The sequence below is a fragment of the Fusicatenibacter saccharivorans genome (assembly GCF_015557635.1).
Lineage (GTDB): Bacteria > Bacillota > Clostridia > Lachnospirales > Lachnospiraceae > Fusicatenibacter > Fusicatenibacter saccharivorans.
In genome coordinates this window covers 125,846-141,723 of record NZ_JADNOP010000004.1, presented here as the reverse complement: position 1 = coordinate 141,723, position 15,878 = coordinate 125,846, and the positions used below count along the sequence as shown (strand labels likewise).

Annotated in this window: 14 protein-coding genes; all 14 read right to left on the bottom strand. The window is 47.4% G+C overall.

Translation table 11 applies throughout. From position 1 onward, the window contains the following. Positions 1 to 36 precede the first annotated feature (36 nt). Positions 37 to 1,524: a helix-turn-helix domain-containing protein gene (locus I2G42_RS04965; protein WP_195530804.1), complete on the bottom strand. Its 1,488-nt coding sequence runs from the start codon at positions 1,522 to 1,524 to the stop codon at positions 37 to 39. Positions 1,525 to 1,714: 190 nt separating this feature from the next. Continuing rightward, a complete protein-coding gene (locus tag I2G42_RS04960) occupies positions 1,715 to 3,220 on the bottom strand; it encodes a serine hydrolase domain-containing protein (protein ID WP_055226703.1) in 1,506 nt (501 codons plus the stop codon). Positions 3,221 to 3,246: 26 nt separating this feature from the next. Next, complete coding sequence (locus I2G42_RS04955) at positions 3,247 to 4,614, bottom strand: glycoside hydrolase family 32 protein (RefSeq protein ID WP_055226701.1); 1,368 nt, start codon at positions 4,612 to 4,614, stop codon at positions 3,247 to 3,249. Between the two features lie 162 nt (positions 4,615 to 4,776). Beyond that, positions 4,777 to 6,174: a glycoside hydrolase family 32 protein gene (locus I2G42_RS04950; protein WP_195530803.1), complete on the bottom strand. Its 1,398-nt coding sequence runs from the start codon at positions 6,172 to 6,174 to the stop codon at positions 4,777 to 4,779. Positions 6,175 to 6,389: 215 nt separating this feature from the next. Beyond that, positions 6,390 to 8,201 carry an extracellular solute-binding protein gene (locus I2G42_RS04945; RefSeq protein ID WP_022461556.1) on the bottom strand — a complete coding sequence of 604 codons (1,812 nt, stop codon included), beginning with the start codon at positions 8,199 to 8,201 and terminating at the stop codon, positions 6,390 to 6,392. A 123-nt stretch (positions 8,202 to 8,324) separates the two neighbouring features. Then, positions 8,325 to 9,236, bottom strand: a complete 912-nt coding sequence (locus I2G42_RS04940; RefSeq protein ID WP_173816050.1) for a carbohydrate ABC transporter permease — start codon at positions 9,234 to 9,236, stop codon at positions 8,325 to 8,327. A 19-nt stretch (positions 9,237 to 9,255) separates the two neighbouring features. Continuing rightward, positions 9,256 to 10,197: an ABC transporter permease gene (locus I2G42_RS04935; protein WP_055265610.1), complete on the bottom strand. Its 942-nt coding sequence runs from the start codon at positions 10,195 to 10,197 to the stop codon at positions 9,256 to 9,258. A gap of 27 nt (positions 10,198 to 10,224) precedes the next feature. Next, on the bottom strand, positions 10,225 to 10,608 hold the full coding sequence (locus tag I2G42_RS04930; RefSeq protein ID WP_173816048.1) for a hypothetical protein: 384 nt from the start codon (positions 10,606 to 10,608) through the stop codon (positions 10,225 to 10,227). Between the two features lie 190 nt (positions 10,609 to 10,798). Further along, complete coding sequence (locus I2G42_RS04925; RefSeq protein WP_173816047.1) at positions 10,799 to 11,776, bottom strand: LacI family DNA-binding transcriptional regulator; 978 nt, start codon at positions 11,774 to 11,776, stop codon at positions 10,799 to 10,801. 329 nt (positions 11,777 to 12,105) lie between these two features. Beyond that, on the bottom strand, positions 12,106 to 13,035 hold the full coding sequence (locus I2G42_RS04920) for a DUF4097 family beta strand repeat-containing protein (RefSeq protein ID WP_173816045.1): 930 nt from the start codon (positions 13,033 to 13,035) through the stop codon (positions 12,106 to 12,108). After that, positions 13,032 to 13,649 (bottom strand): DUF1700 domain-containing protein, encoded by a 618-nt coding sequence (locus I2G42_RS04915; RefSeq protein WP_195530802.1) that lies wholly within the window; start codon positions 13,647 to 13,649, stop codon positions 13,032 to 13,034. Before I2G42_RS04915 ends, I2G42_RS04920 begins: the two co-directional genes overlap by 4 nt. Beyond that, positions 13,646 to 13,963, bottom strand: coding sequence for a PadR family transcriptional regulator (locus I2G42_RS04910; RefSeq protein ID WP_195530801.1), 318 nt, complete (start codon positions 13,961 to 13,963; stop codon positions 13,646 to 13,648). The genes I2G42_RS04915 and I2G42_RS04910 overlap by 4 nt, the downstream gene beginning before the upstream one ends. A gap of 140 nt (positions 13,964 to 14,103) precedes the next feature. Continuing rightward, positions 14,104 to 14,655 carry a flavin reductase family protein gene (locus I2G42_RS04905; RefSeq protein ID WP_055219194.1) on the bottom strand — a complete coding sequence of 184 codons (552 nt, stop codon included), beginning with the start codon at positions 14,653 to 14,655 and terminating at the stop codon, positions 14,104 to 14,106. A gap of 86 nt (positions 14,656 to 14,741) precedes the next feature. Then, positions 14,742 to 15,866, bottom strand: a complete 1,125-nt coding sequence (locus tag I2G42_RS16670) for a non-canonical purine NTP pyrophosphatase (RefSeq protein ID WP_330611275.1) — start codon at positions 15,864 to 15,866, stop codon at positions 14,742 to 14,744. Positions 15,867 to 15,878 lie beyond the last annotated feature (12 nt).

Here is a 15,878-nt window from a genome sequence, read left to right as displayed (position 1 = left end):
CCCGAGATGACCGGTTTGGAAATATCCTTTTTTCTATTATATCGAACCTTCTCTGGAATGACAAGCCACAAATTCATGCAGAATGGCTTCGACACGTCCCAGCATCTCCTCTTCCGTGCAGAGTTCTTCCGGTTTCATGGATTCCAGGTAATCGTAGAATGCCATAAGAATGCTCGGTTCCCGGATGCTGAGGTAAATCAGCCGCTCTGTCCGCGTCTGGAACAGAAGATAGCCCTCGTTTGCATTGACCGAAATATTCAGCGCATGCTCTGCTCTCTCTTTCGTTTCCCGGATCATACGAAGATTCGCGCGATCCCGCAGCGCCAGAAAGCGGCGGATCAGGGCAATACGCTCGTCAAAGTCCAGCGGAGAATAGCACTCTTTTGGATACTCATCCACGCGGCCCGTGTCCAGGAAACTTTTGATGCCATCCTCTGAAAAAAACATCGTCGTTTTTTTATCCAGTACCTGTGTCTGCATCACCTTTGCGTACTGTGCAACCGCCCGTATCATCTGCTCACGCCCCGGCATTTCTTTTACGAGATGGCGCTCCAGCATTTCTGCTGTCAGAAGGCCGGAAAGACACGGCATTCTCTGGAAGAAATACCGCGGGGAATCTGATGCGATAAAGTGACGAATCAGTGTTTCCGTATAGCCAAGCTGGGACTGTACCGTGTCAAGACGTTCAAACAACGGCTCCGACTGTTTGAAATAGCCTTCAAACATCTCGCGCATCATCCGCAGCGTCGTCTCCTCCCGGAACAAAAGTGCATTCTGGTAATCGGCGCTGAAAGCAAGCGCACAGTGCTCCGTCAGGATGAGGTACGGGAAAAGGCGGAACTCATTCAGCCGTGCCGTCACATTGTCGTAGTAGTACCGCGCACGGTAATCGCAGCCGCAGGCACAGATCGGGAGAATTTTCTGCAGACAACTCAGGTTGTAATTTTTCCGCATCGAAACCATCTTCTCGTTGTTGTTCATGCAGAACAGATGTTGAATCGTCAAATTCGGGTTCTGTTCCCCGAATACCTGCAGAAGTTCCATGGCAAAATCGAAGTCCGGCTGGACCAGAACGGAAATTTTTCCGTCTTCTTTTACAGCTTCACCGAAAAACAGCTGCAAAATTGCATGCCGCACATGCACTGTGCCCCGAAAGGGAATCTCTCCGCTACCCCCCCCGTTCAATTCCAGTTTTGCAATCTCCGCCTCATGGAAGATATATTCCTTTTTCCCCTCGCGGTGGCTGAACGTTTCAATCAGTTCTCCGACCGATTTGCGCCGGTAATAAACCTCTTCACCCATCTGGGTAATGTAAAATACATCCATGAAATCTGTTTTTTCCCGTGGCGTCAGCTGCATGAACTGTGCCATCTTCCGCACAACATCCTCCCCGGACGGATTTCGTTTTCCATTGATGATCTTATACATGAAAGAACGATCGAGTCCGCAGAACTGTGAAAGCGGGTAAACCCCGACATCCTTCATGGTGATATATTCGGATAATAAATCTGAAAAAACTGACATAGAGCCTCCTGTATCTCAATATTTTGTGTCGATTCTTTTCCAATATAGGTAAAAGTTTACCATGTTCAGAGAGACTTGGCAATTCTTCCGTTCGGCTTTGCATATCGTTTTTCTTTTTTTTACAGGATTTTCACACTGTTATGGAAAAACCGACGGAAAATTCCGCCGGTTTTTCTCTCTTTCGACCTGTTTAATCTTTTTTTATTCCAAATACAGTCAGTGCCTGACGTGGTGAAATACCGAGTCCACCGACACTAATCAGCGTATCCTCTGCCTCCAGCAGAAGATTTTCCTTCTGGAATCTGACGATCATGCGGCCACCACTCAAACCGTCCATCCGCCGAATCTCCATCTCGAGCGTATTTAGCGTACGCCATGCAGCAGAACCAGCATAAATATGGCCATCCGCTTCACTATAGGCAAAATCCCGGCGCATGGAGAGGACAAATTCCTTTTCTTTCCCGCCTTCTTGTACTTTCCAGTACATCTTATCGCTGCCAAAGGAGAATCGCATCTCCTGAATCGGACTTGTCTCCAGCGAAAACAGACCGCTTCCGCCGATCAGAATTTCTGCGGAATCCGGCAGCTGCTGGTTCCCCATCAGCGGGGCAGATACATAAACACGCTTGCTTACTTTTTCTTCCATAAACGGATTTCGCGTTCCTCTGCGCGGCGGCAGAGCCAGATCTGTGGTACGCTCTTTTACTGCACCGGCAAGCGGGGACGGTGGCAGCTCTCCTGCCTCTTTCTTCACATACGGGATCAGTTCCTCCTGCAGTGCGCTCAACTCCTCCTGAGTCTGTTCTGTTGCTGTTGTCAGGATCACACTCAGATCGAGATCCGGGAACACAACGCCGAACTGACCGTACGCACCATCTGCGCGGAAGGAGCCCGGATAACGGCACATCCAGCACTGATAGCCGTAGCCCTGCGCCCAGTCTTTTACGTGGCCTTCCGAATCGCCCTCCGTCTCAATCTGCTTGCGGCAGGCGCGTTCAAACCAGTCTTTTCGAAGCAGCTGCTTTCCTTCCCACTCACCCTGTCTGGACAGAAAATACGTAAATTTTGCCATATCCTCCGTCACCATCTTCATACCGCCTCCGCCAAGCTCTGTTCCGTCTCCGAGCAGTGCACAGGTAAGGGATGTGATGCCAAGCGGCTCCAGCAGACGGGATTTCAGAAACTCTGTGACATTCTGTCCCGTTTTTTTCCGCAGAACGGCCGCCAGCATGTTGGTTCCGGCTGTATTGTATTTATAAAATGTTCCAGGCTCATGGAGCACCGGATGATGAAGGAATGTGGAAATCCAGTTTTCGGAATTGTCCATAATCTCCGTCTCGTGACCGCAGCCCATAATCAGCAGGTGATGCAGCGTGATCTTTTTAAGATTTTCAGATGGATTTTCCGGCAGCAGATCCGGAAAGATATCGACAATCTTCTCATCCAGCGATAAAATTCCCTCCTGTTCCGCAAAGCCAATCGCCGTTGCTGTCAACGATTTGCTGAACGAATACAGTGGATGACGGAATTTTTCATCATATGGCTTCCACCAGCCCTTCGCCGCACACTGTCCATGGCGGATCACCATAAAGCTGTGCAGCTCAATCTGGCTTTCTTCGATCCGGTCGAGAAAATTCAAAATTCCTTTGGAGCTGATTCCAGCTGATTCCGGTGTCACATCTTTAAAGTATCCCATTTTGCTTTTCCCCTTTCTCTCAGCCCTTATGCATCAATTTCGTAAAGTTCAACGGAAAGATCGCCCTTCCAGCTTACGCGGTCGTACGGTGTCTCCGGATAAACCACTGTAGAAATAGCATCTACGCCATCCTCAGCAAACAGTTCCAGAATGGAAACATCAAAAACAAGCTCCAGATTCCATGCTCCGTCTTTCTTTCTCGCTGCGGTGCTGATGGAATATTTCTCTGTCATAAAATGCTCACTGAATTCTTTGTAGCCAGCCATGGTACGGTCAACCGTGATTTTGGTGTCGGTTACATAAATCTTCAATTTCTGTCCCACTGAGTTTTTCAGGCAGATTTTCGCATCTCCCTTTCCGGAAACCTTCAGTCCAAAGGTCTCTGTGCGGATCGTTGTGTGATTCTCGATCGGATAGCTGCTGTGACGGAATTTTTCCAGTCCGGCCGGAGCTGCCGCAAGGGTCAGAGCACCATCTACTTCTGTCAGGGACAGTTTTCTTGCCAGAGTTGCCTGACCACAATACTCTTCCGTCGGAGTCTGTGCTGCATACTGCCAGTTCATACCCCATCCCATCAGCAGAACATCTTTCGCATTCTGGAATGTAACGGCTGCATAGTTATCGAAGCCTTCATCCAGCCATCTTGGCTCATCGGACGGACAGGTGCAGAGGAATTTTTCTCCATCGAAATCACCCAGGAAATACTGCATTTTGCAGTGGTCGTCCTCGGAGGCTTTTGTCATGCTGACAACAAGAACCCATACATTTTTTCCCTTATACTCAATTGGGAACAGATCCGGGCATTCCCACACCCCCTTCACATGATTTCCTTCCGGTCCGAATTCTCCTGTTTTCTCCCAGTTTTTCATATCCTGGGATGCGTAGAAGAAGACACGGTCCTGCGCTGCAAGAACAAGGCTCCAGCATCTTCTGACCGGATTCCAGAACGCTTTCGGGTCACGGAAATCGGAAATTCCCGGGTTTTTGATGACCGGATTCAGATAGGACTTTTCAAAGTGCCGGCCCTTATCATTGCTGTATGCAATACTCTGCTGTTCCAAACCGTCCTTGTGATGGCTGGTATAAATAGCAATGATCGGCGGATTTTCATTGGTACCATACTCAGAAGAATTCTGCGTATCATACACAGCACTTCCCGAGAAGATAAATCCCAGTTCATCCGGATAAAGTGCGATCGGCTGATGCTCCCAGTGAATCAGGTCGCGTGATGTTGCATGGCCCCAGTGCATCGGTCCCCAGCTGGTATCATACGGGTACTTCTGATAAAAGAAGTGATATTCGCCGTCCACATAAACCATACCGTTCGGATCATTCATCCAGCCTTTTTCCGGTGAAAAGTGAATTTTCGGTCTGTAATCTCTTTTTTTCATCATTTTTGTAAAACCTCCCAGGATAAACAACGGTCTGCCAAACCACTTCCATCGGCTTTACAGACATCCGTCGTTTTTATTAATTTTTTATACATGGTAACACTTCTGAGTCTCATCTCAATTCTGTCATGCTGCATCGTTACCGTTTATAAATGTTTCTATCCCCTATTTTTTTATGGTGTACATTTTCACTTCCAGATCTCCGTCTGTGGAAACCACCTGATACGGTGCATCCGGATAAACGCATACGGAAGCGGTCTCCAGACCACCATCTGCATAAATCTCCAGATAGGAAACGTCAAAAATAATCTCCATATTGACATTTCCGCGCATGTAACGTTTTGTTGTGGATACCAGCAGATCCTCTTTTTTGAAGAGCTTCGGATCTACATCATCAAAGTAACTAAGGTCGCCGCTCTTAGAGCGGTCCACCGTGATGCTGTCCACCGTTACCTCGATGACTACTTCCTCACCTCTGCTGTTTTTCAGCGCAATTCTTCCGAAATTGCCCTGCACGAGAAGTCCAAAGCTCTCGGTCAGCAGCGGCTTCTGATTTCCGATCGGGAAGGCACCCGCACGGTACTCATCAATCCCGAACGGTTTTGTTTTCAGGCGGTATCCCTCATCGGTCTCACAAAGTGAAAGTTCTCTTGGCAGTGTCATCAGACCGGAATACTCACCGGTCGGAACAAAGTTCGCATAGAGCGGATTAACGCCCCATCCAAGGTAAACCGGGCGGTCGTAGTTTCCATACGTTACGCCGGCATAGTTGTCGAATCCGAAATCAATCCACAGCGGCTCGTCTGTGATCTCGGTGCACTGGAAGGTATCTCCATCAAAATCACCGACGAAATACTGTATATTGGCACGGCCTTCGGTTCCCGGATGTATCATGCTGACTATCAGAATCCATTTGAATCCGTCAAATTCATTTCCTGTTTTAGCACGGATCAGATCGGTGCATTCCCATACAGTCGGCACTTTATTGACACCGACACCGAACTCGCCTGTTTTCTTCCAGTTTTTCAAATCCTGGGATGCGTAAAACTCTGCGTGGTCGCCGGATGCCAGAACAAGGCTCCAGCAGTCCTTTTTGTCATTCCGGAAGACGCGTGGATCACGGAAATCCGGTGTGCCCGGGTTTTCGATCACCGGGTTGCCATAATATTTTTCAAAATGCTTTCCCTGATCCAGGCTGTATGCAATACACTGCTGCTCCAGGCCCGTTTCCATATTGTGCGCCGTGTAGACAGCCACCATCGGTTTCTCACCGTATTTCGCAAATCCGCTGGTGTTATTTTCATCGTATGCCATACTTCCGGAGTACATCGTTCCGATCTCATCCGGGTACAGGGCGACCGGCAGATGCTCCCAGTGAATCAGGTCTTTCGATACTGCATGACCCCAGTGCATCGGTCCCCATACAACGTCATTTGGGTTATGCTGATAATACAGATGCCAGATACCATCGATATAAATCAGTCCGTTCGGATCGTTGTTCCAGTTTTTCTCCGGTGTAAAATGAATGTTCGGTCTAAAATCTCTTTTTCCCTGTTTACTCATAGGATCCCTCTTTTCCTGTTCTCTCTTTTCCTATTTTATCTTTTTCCATTTGGAACTTCAACAAAAAAGAAATAAGAACGAAATAATCTTCTTTTTAAATATGGCCATGTTATATGGGATACAACATGGCCACATTTGGAATTTCTTTAGTTATAGAACATTAATTGCAAATCGTTTACGTTACTGTTTTTTCGTAATCGCTTTTCGCCCGATTTTTAGTTTGCTGCAGAAGCTGCTCGATCTACTGCGCCCTGGTAAATCTCAACCAGTTCGCTCAAACCAGCGCCCTCAAGCTCTGTCTTATAGGACTCCCAGCTTGCATCATCAACGCCGCCGGTTACCCATGTAGTGATGTAACGGTCAACGATATCGGAGACGGTCGGCTGAATCTGTGCCAGACGCTGAATCTCTTCCTGGGTCATCAGAACACGCGGAATGGTGTCATACTCTTCCATGATGTCATCTTTACCGTTTTCTTTCTGCATCTCGAGAAGTTTTACAGCATCGAAGGTGTAGCCGCAAACGGTGTCATAGTACTCGTTCTGAACGATCATAGAACCACGGCAGGTTGTGGAGTTTACACGAGCCTCACCAAAGTTCTTATATTCCGGATTCAGAGGTTTGTAGTTTCCGTTTTCATCGAGCGGTGTACGAAGAACGCCGTCTTCGTCTTTCTCATAGTTGTATCCGATTGCGCCCCAGTTAGATGTAACAGAGATTTCCGGATCGCCTACCATGTAATCTACAAATCTTGCAACAACGTGCGGGAATTTGCAGGTCGTTGTGATTGCTGTATCGGAAGAATCCTGCAGCTCAGAGTAGTTGCACTCGAAACCGGTCATACCGTCTTCGCCCTGCAGTCTCGGAACTGCTACGTACTGATCATGTACTTCCTGGTTTGTAATTTCCTGATCGCCCCAAACACCGAAGGAACCGATCTTTGCAACATTCTCTTTGATCAGAGAAGATTTGAATGACATACTTTCATCTGCCTCGAAGGAACCGTTCCAGATCAGTCCTTCTTCATACAGCATGTTGAAAAATTCTGCTGTTTTCTTGAATGCTTCGTCTGTTGCAGTGAACGTAACTTTTCCGTCAACCATTCTTAAGTGATCCGCATAGGAGTTTCCTCCGCAGTAGGAGTCAGCGCATCCGAATGCACCTGTGAAACGATAGAACAGGTTGTAGGAACCAAAGGTATCGGTTGCGCCGAACCAGGTTGCCATCGGGATTTCATCGTCTTCGCCGTTTCCGTTCAGATCGCCGCCGTCGCGGATTGCTTTCAGGCAGTCTACCCACTCGTCTACGGTTGTCGGCACTTCTTTGCCTACTTTATCCAGCCATGTTTTGTTAATCACGAATGGTCCAGGTGTTAATACAAGACCTTTCATTTCCTCTACGTACGGGAATCCATATTTATGGCCGTTCGGAGCGGTGATCTCAAGCTGATACTGCTCATTGTCATCGAGGAATGCTTTCAGGTTCGGCATATACTCTTCGATCAGGCCTTCAGTCGGAAGGAATACATCCTGGTCTGCGTACTGAACTACGGTGTTTCCGGATTTACCATCGCCGAAGTTCCAGAATACATCCGGAAGATCCTGTCCGGAAGAAAGCATCAGATTGATTTTCTCTGTTGCGCTCTCCTGCGGGATCGGCTGCCAGTCAAACTCTACTCCTGTGTCCTCGAACCATTTCTGGCACATAGCCAGGTCGCCTACTTCTACAGTTCTGTCTGCAGAGTTTACGATCAGAGCGGAAATTTTTCCGTATTTCTCTTCGAATTTTGCCGGATCTTTGATGATCGGAAGAGTACCATCGAGCTGGATGATTCCCTCATCTACTGCTTCCTGCTCTTCTGCTGTGAGACCTGTGTCACCTGCCTCTGTACCGGATGCAGATGTGGTGTCTCCTCCTGTGCTTCCTGCACCGGAGCTGCTTGAGCTGCCTGAGCTGTTTCCACAGCCTGCAAGCATGCTGGTTACCATAAGGCTTGCCAGTAATACGGATACGATTTTTTTCTTCATGTTGTTCCTCCTTTATTTTGCTGCCTTTTCGGCAGTGAAATACGTAAATATTTTTGTGTTTCTACTATAAAATCATGTCTGCTGTAGCCATGAACTCTGTAACGATAACTTTTCTGTTCTGTATCAGCCCTTGACTGCACCGATCGTAACACCTTTTGCGAAGTATTTCTGCAGGAAAGGATATACGCACAGCAGCGGGAATGCGGAAACAACTACAACGCAGTATTTTAACTGCTCAGCCAGTTTCTGTTTTGTTACCATCTCAGAAGCACTACTTCCCATCTGGTTGGACTGGTTCATCAGTACCAGGTTTCGAAGAACGACCTGAAGAGGCATCTTGCCATCATCCTGCAGGAACATCAGTGCATTGAAGAACTGGTTCCACATTGCGGTTGCATAGAACAGACACATAACTGCGATGATGGTTTTTGACAGCGGAATTGCAATTTTGAAGAAGAATCCAAAATCGCTGCAGCCGTCGATTTTTGCTGCTTCGAGAAGCTCGACCGGAATACCGCTTTCAAAGAAAGAGCGGCATACAATCAGGTTGTAAGCAGATACTGCTACCGGAAGAACCATTGCCCATGTTGTGTTGTAGATGTGCAGCTGCTGTACGGTTAAGTACATCGGAATCATACCGCCGCTGAAGAACATCGTGAAGGTGAACAGGAACATAATCGGTTTTCTTCCTACCATATCGTATCTGGAAAGTGCATATCCGGCCGGAATGGTGCAGACCAGGGAAATCAGCGTTCCTACTACGGTATACTTGATGGTGTTTGCATAGCCGGTCCAGAGCGGCTGATATTTCAGTGTGGTCGTATATCCGTTGGTGTACCATGCTTCCGGGTAGAGAAGGAATTTACCGGAGCTTACAACAACCGGGTCTGTAACAGATGCCAGAAGCACGTAATACAGAGGATATACAATTGCAATGCAGACAAGGATCATGATGATGGTATTGATCACGGTAAAGACCTTGTCTCCCGTACTCATTTTTACTTTTTTCTTTTTCACAGTGTTATTATTTGCCATTTTTCAAGCCCCCTGACTCTTAGAAAATACTGATATCGCTGGTCTTCTTTGCAACTGCGTTTGTGATAACCAGAATAATGAAGTTTACAACAGAGTTAAATAAGCCAACGGCTGTCGCAAAACTGTACTGTGCGGTCTGGAGACCTACTTTGTATACGTATGTCGAAATGATCTCACTGACGGTTGTGTTGGTACCGTTCTGCATCAGATAAGCTTTCTCATATCCCACGTTCATAATGTTACCTACCTGAAGGATCAGCATCAGGATGATGGTCGGCATAATCAGAGGTAAATCAATGTAAAGAATCTTCTGAAATCTGGAAGCACCATCCATCGTTGCTGCTTCGTAATATTCCGGGCTGATTGCGGTCAGTGCTGCGATGAAGATGATGGCGTTGAATCCCATCGTCTGCCAGATGTTACTTCCGATGAAGAGCTTGCGGAAGTACTCCGGAAGGCTGGTGAACATGATTGCTTTTCCGCCGGCTCCCATAACCGCGTGGTTTACAAGACCGTTTGCGGAAAACAGTACGGAAATCAGGCTGACTACAACTACGTTTGACATAAAGTACGGCGCGTAGGAGATGGTCTGGATGATTCGTCTCGGTCCGCTTCTCTGTACCTGGTTCAGTAAGAGTGCGAAGATAACCGGAATCGGGAATCCGATGATCAGGCTCTCCAAACTGATGATAATCGTGTTCTTGATTGCCGTCATGGCAATACTGGTACTGAAGAACATCTTGAAATACTTGAAAATCGGATCTGCCCACGGGCTTCCCATGATTCCCATGCGGCCTTTAAAATCTTTAAAGGCGATGATCAGGCCGTACATTGGATAGTAAGCAAAAACGATCAGCCAGATCAGTGCAGGAATCAGCAGGATGTACAGCTGCCAGCACGAGAGCGCTTTTTTCAATTTTCCACTTTCTGCCGTTTTCGGCGATGACGTTTTTTTCTTCATAGTTCCCTCCTTATTTCTCTAAAAGCTTTACCAACCGCTTTTCGTTCCACATTTGCATCGTTTCCGTTTCGGCACTTTGTATTGTGGAACCTGTTCCATATCTGTATCATAGTACGCAGTTCTTCTAATGTCAACGATATTCCAATATTTTTTCGTCATTTTCAACATTTTTACAATTTTGTTTTCGTTTTTTTGTGCAATATGCACCCTGTTTTTCATAAAATCCACACTAATTTTCTTTTTCCTCGCATTCCACTGTGCCACATGTTCCGCTGTTCCATGCATTTTTTGTTCCATATGTTCCACTTTTCTGTTTTTCACTATTTTTTCGACAATTGCAACTATTTCTGTAACGTTTTCACGCCTTTTTGCGCAGTTTATCAGAAGGAGCTTACACTCCTCCTGATACAAGCAAATCCCAACCCACTGCTTATTGCTTCACGCAATAGAAGCAGGGGACTTGCTTGATTCGGTTAAAAAAGCTCACAAAAAGAGACACCCTTTCTTTTCAGATCGAGTGTCTCTGATATCTGTTCTTCTTCTGTTTTATTGCATTCCCGGAAAATAATCCAAAATTCAGTGCTTCCCTGTTTCGTTATTTTCAGATACTTTCCCCTTTTCGGAAGGTCACATCCACAATCTGCTCCATCTCCTCAATCTTCTTTCCGTCAATCATGCGGATGACCGTATCTACGCTCCGCTTGGCAATTTCCGGCACATTCTGACGAACCGTTGTCAGCTCCGGTGTCAAAAAGCGGGTAAAATCCAATCCGTCGTAGCCGACCACCTTCAGCTTTTTCGGAATCTTGATTCCTTTTTTCTGCAGCATCTTCATGCACACAGCCGCTGTGACATCGGCTGTAAAAAGTCCATCAATTCCATCAAAGTGGCTGATATATTTTTTCCAGATCATCGAGCCGGTCTGAAAATTTGGAATTTTGCTTCCGGCATCAATCGCTGTAACTTTACATTTATGCTGTTTGCAGACTTCTGCAAACCGTCGGTAACGATCCATCGAGTAACCACGCTCTGTTGCACTCGATGTAAAATAGATCACGTTCTTACATCCGGCGCTCAAAAGTGCCTGCGCCGCAAGCTCACCGCCGCGCTTATGGTCGGAATGCACACACGGGATCCCCTCGGCGACGTAGCGGTCAACCATGACAATCGGACGGTGAATTTCCGCCAGACTGACAGAAGGCGGAATATCCGCACAGCAGATAATGCCGTCCATGACATTTCGCTGCAGCATTTCCACAAATTCCTCGATGCGGTTCGGGTTGTCCCCAACCTCGCAGAGCATGCACTTGTAGCCATTTGTGTACAGATTGTTCTCGACATGCTTGACCAGAGATGCCATGAATGGGTGTGAAAGATTCGTAACAACAATTCCGACAAAACCGGACTTGTTGTGGAACAGGTTCTGAGCAAGCTCATTTGGTTTATAGTTCAGTTCCTCCACAGCCTGCATAATCTTCTGTTTTGTTTCATCGGAAATGTACCCGCTTCCATTGAGTGCACGGGATACCGTTCCGATTCCTACTCCCGCTTTGATTGCGACGTCTCTAATACTTGCCATAGTTTCTCCTAACTCCCATTCTGACACTGGGCTGTTTTCTACTGATTCGTTCCGGCTTTTCCCCCGCTGCCGGTCTGTGGAGCCCGTTCCACAATGCTTTATTACTTTTATTTTAAAGCACCGCAACCTACAAATCAAGTTAAAAACTGCGAATTTAAGCACAAAAAACAAGCGACTATTTTGATCGTTTCTCTTTTTCTTAGTGAAACCATCCAAACAGCCTCTTGTATTTTTATCACTTTTGTTTTATTTTTAAAAACCATTCATTCATGCAAGCATGATTCGCGATTTTTCCGGAATTTCATATGGCTCTGAACCGTCACAAACGCTTAATCGTTTTCCATCGAGATATCACCATCCTGTGTCATCAGTTTGATTCTGCCCGCAGCCTGATCTGGTTCATAAGAAAAGCTCTGCTCGTCCTCCTCTTTCCGCAGCAGATTTTCCATGGTATCCGGTACATCGATCTCCCCAAACTCTGTCTTTGCCGTAATTTCCAGCTGTTCCAGATCTTTTTCACCCAGTTCAAGGTCAATATCGCCGTAGGAGTTTTTGACCGACACGTCTCCTGAAAGCTTCGTGTTTTGGATTTTCGCATCGCCATCCTCCAGCGTGATCGACCCATTCTCCCACGTTCCGCTCTTCAGTTCCACATCACCGTAATCTGCTTTGCATTTGATATTCTGCATGTCACATCCGAAAAGTGTGATATCTCCATCCGCATTTTGCAGGCTTCCGCTTTCTGCCCGGATGCCATTCATCTGCACATCGCCGAATCCCATCGTTACCTCTATTTTTTTCAGTACCTTCTTTTCCGGTACATACAGAATCACTCCTGTTTCCGACTCTTTACCGCCGCTTAGGATTTCTTCCGCAAAGTCAATATTGATGTAAATCGTATCGGACACTGCGCTTGTCTCTTCGATGCTCAGAACACCGTCCCGCACGCGATATTCCACTGCAGTCTCTCCTTTTTTCGACGGAATCCGCCAGGCGAGATAACAGGAATCGTCACCGGACGGAAGGATGCGCAGATCACCGATCGCAAGATCTGTCTGCAGTTCATCAAAATCATCAAGTTTTATCTTTTTCTGTGTGGAAATGCCGTCTTCCTTCTTCGCAGAACCGCTCATCGCATTCAGATCATACGTTTCCGCGTATGCTTTTCCGCCGCTTGCCCATCCGCTGAACATCAGCACTGCACCGGCAATACAGCAGGCACATCCTGTCAGTAATGCTGTTTTTGTCCATTTTTTCATGATCTGCTTCCTCCTTTTTTCGTTACCTTACGTGTACACCACACGAACAGCCGTCCCATCCATTTTGCAAAGTATACGCCGAACACCGCGCACAGAATACTGATTCCCAGCATGAAAACGCCCATTCCGGTAATAAAGCAGAATCCGCCGAAGGAAACCGTAACTGCCAGAATGCCGCGCAGCAGCATTTTAATTCCGGCGACCACGCCGACAACTGCAATCAGAAAGACGCTCATATCAAGCAGCGCCACGCAAAGCGCCACGCAGAGCAGAACGATGAGAATGCTGATCAGAATCGGGGCTCCGATCGGGGCTGCAAACAGGGCGAGAATCGCGATCCAGACGACGTTAGCGCCTGTCGTTTTTTTCTTCTCTTTCCGTTTTTCTTCCTTTTCCATTGCCTCGCATTCATCTACTTTTTTGTCCAGAAGATTCCGCATCAGCTCGGCGGCTGCCTGTTTCGGTGTTCCGAGTTCTTTGATCACGGCCTGCTCATTTTCCGGACCGGCATCTGCAAAATACTCGGTGAAGTATTCCATCGCATCTTTATAGTCGCTCTGCGGAAGCTTCCTCAGATACTTTTCCAATTGTTTCAGATATTCCTCACTCGTCATTCTTTTTTCCTCCCCTCGATGATGTCGTCAATGGTGTCACGGTAGGACTTCCATTCGCCCTGCAGGTACGCCATCTGTGTTTTTCCCTCTTCTGTAATCGAATAATATTTCCGTTTTCTGCCCTGGTACTCTGCGGAATACGTCGTTACATAACCGGCTTTTTCCAGTTTTTTCAGGATCGGGTACAGGGTCGACTCTTTGATGTCGGCAACCAGCTTGATGGTCTGGCTGATCTCATATCCATAGGAATCTTCCCGGTTCACGATCGACAGGATCATAAATTCGATCAGCAGTGCTGATACCGGAAAATACATAAAAAACCACCTCCGTAAGTTTCTGATATGTAAAATATTTATATATATAAATTTTATACATATCATAAGACTATGGAGATGGTTTGTCAAGTAGAATATATAAAATTTTTATATATTCAGAGTCCTTCTTTTCTTACCGCTTATTTCAGCGCCTTGCCGGAGCCGAAAGCATCGCCGACTTTGTCGCCCATGGCGAGGTAGGTGTTGTTGACCGGATCGAAGGCGATCGGTTTCAGTTTTTTCGGATCGATCTTTCCGTCGGTCAGAACGCTCTCGTCTGCGCAGACATTCACGATCTCGCCGACCAGAATGCCGTTGTCAAAGCTTTTCACTTTGCACTCCAGTGCCATCGGAAGCTCGTCGATCAGCGGCGCGTTGACGAATTCGCTCTTCGTTGCATGGAAACCGGCGCGTGCAAATTTATCCGGAACTTTTCTGCCGGACTCGATGCCGACGTAATCGCAGCCAACAACAGTATCCTCGGTTGCCATGCTGACGGTGAAGGCACCAGTTGCGGCAAGGTTGTCTGTTGTCTTGTGGTCGCCCATGCTGATGGAGATCTCATTAAAATCTGTGACTACGCCCCATGCAGCATTCATGGCATCCGGGTTGCCATCTTTGTCGTATGTTGCAATAATCAGAACCGGAAGTGGATACATGTTTGGTTTTGCTCCAAAATTCACTCTGCTCATTGGTTGTTCCTCCTGTTTTGCTTGATTTTCTTTATTATAACGCTTACAGCAAACTTTAACACAAGAGATTTTCTCTGCAAATTTTCTTAATCGTTTAATTTTCTCGTCATATCATGCCATTCCTCGCCGCCCCAGGTGGATGCGGAGATTCCCTCGTCGCGGAAATTCATCTTTTTGTACATCTCCACCTTATCCTGCAGGCAGGTCAGAATGAGCTGTTTTCTTCCGTTTTTCTGTTCCCGACGGCTGTACTCTTCCATCAGCGCGCGGGCGATTCCCTGGCCGCGGTATTCCGGCAGGACACTAAGGCCCAGCAGCATAACGTTTTCGCCCGTCGGGTCGTACAGACTGATTTCATCGAAAAAGGCATCACGGAATTTTGTCTCGTTTGTTGCAAGTCCGTTCAGCGTTCCGGCGATTTTTCCGGTTTCTTTGTCTACTGCCGCCAGAAACAGCTCCGGCGCGTACTGCACCCGCTCGCGCATGCTCTTTTCGGAGCACGCCTCATTCGGCGGAAAGCACGCCAGCTCAATGGCAACGCCCTGTTCCATTTCATCCTGGCGGATGGTTCGAAGTTCATATCGTTCCATTTTATGGTATTCCTCCATTGCCCGCTCAAAAAACTGCAGAAAACCGTCTTCCACGGCAAGCTGATCGAGCGCGGCTTCTTGCTCATTCAGATCGTAATAATATTTTCCGGTCCGCAGATCGATCGACAGACGGTCGAGCGGAAAGCCTTTTTTGCTCATCGGATGGGGTGTGCTGACCATGCGGAAAGGAACGCTCTCCATCAACGGGTCCATCGCGTCATAGCGGTGGTCCGCATCAAGAATCAGCGAAACTGCGTTTTTGTAGCGTCCCGTCAGGCCGCCGTACTTTTCCGCAAGGGCGGCGTAATGCGCGGTCATTTCTTCATCGGACAGATACTTTCCGTTCACGGTCCGCACATGGACGCCGGGCTGGTCGTCCTCTGCCACGTTGTCAAAATACAGACCGGAATCACAGGAGAACACCGGCATATGAAGCGCGTTGAAATACGCCTCCGCCTTTTTCCTGGCATTTTCCAGCGGCGTTTTTCCATCCTCGATAATCTCTGGCTGCTTAACACCGCCAAGATCTTTCAGCCCGATCAGCTCAATCCCAAGACCGGCAAGGCGGTGACGCATCGCGTCGAGTTTTGCCGGGTTGCCGGTTCCGTACAATAACTTCATTTCTGCCCCCTT

Bases quoted from the DNA above. Each gene is read 5' to 3' on its own strand.
- I2G42_RS04915 (WP_195530802.1), bottom strand. From the start codon at position 13,649: ATGACGAGTGAGGAATATCTGAAACAATTGGAAAAGTATCTGAGGAAG.
- I2G42_RS04955 (WP_055226701.1), bottom strand. From the start codon at position 4,614: ATGATGAAAAAAAGAGATTACAGACCGAAAATTCACTTTTCACCGGAA.
- I2G42_RS04920 (WP_173816045.1), bottom strand. From the start codon at position 13,035: ATGAAAAAATGGACAAAAACAGCATTACTGACAGGATGTGCCTGCTGT.
- I2G42_RS04965 (WP_195530804.1), bottom strand. From the start codon at position 1,524: ATGTCAGTTTTTTCAGATTTATTATCCGAATATATCACCATGAAGGAT.
- I2G42_RS04910 (WP_195530801.1), bottom strand. From the start codon at position 13,963: ATGTATTTTCCGGTATCAGCACTGCTGATCGAATTTATGATCCTGTCG.
- I2G42_RS04960 (WP_055226703.1), bottom strand. From the start codon at position 3,220: ATGGGATACTTTAAAGATGTGACACCGGAATCAGCTGGAATCAGCTCC.
- I2G42_RS16670 (WP_330611275.1), bottom strand. From the start codon at position 15,866: ATGAAGTTATTGTACGGAACCGGCAACCCGGCAAAACTCGACGCGATG.
- I2G42_RS04950 (WP_195530803.1), bottom strand. From the start codon at position 6,174: ATGAGTAAACAGGGAAAAAGAGATTTTAGACCGAACATTCATTTTACA.
- I2G42_RS04925 (WP_173816047.1), bottom strand. From the start codon at position 11,776: ATGGCAAGTATTAGAGACGTCGCAATCAAAGCGGGAGTAGGAATCGGA.
- I2G42_RS04945 (WP_022461556.1), bottom strand. From the start codon at position 8,201: ATGAAGAAAAAAATCGTATCCGTATTACTGGCAAGCCTTATGGTAACC.
- I2G42_RS04940 (WP_173816050.1), bottom strand. From the start codon at position 9,236: ATGGCAAATAATAACACTGTGAAAAAGAAAAAAGTAAAAATGAGTACG.
- I2G42_RS04905 (WP_055219194.1), bottom strand. From the start codon at position 14,655: ATGAGCAGAGTGAATTTTGGAGCAAAACCAAACATGTATCCACTTCCG.
- I2G42_RS04935 (WP_055265610.1), bottom strand. From the start codon at position 10,197: ATGAAGAAAAAAACGTCATCGCCGAAAACGGCAGAAAGTGGAAAATTG.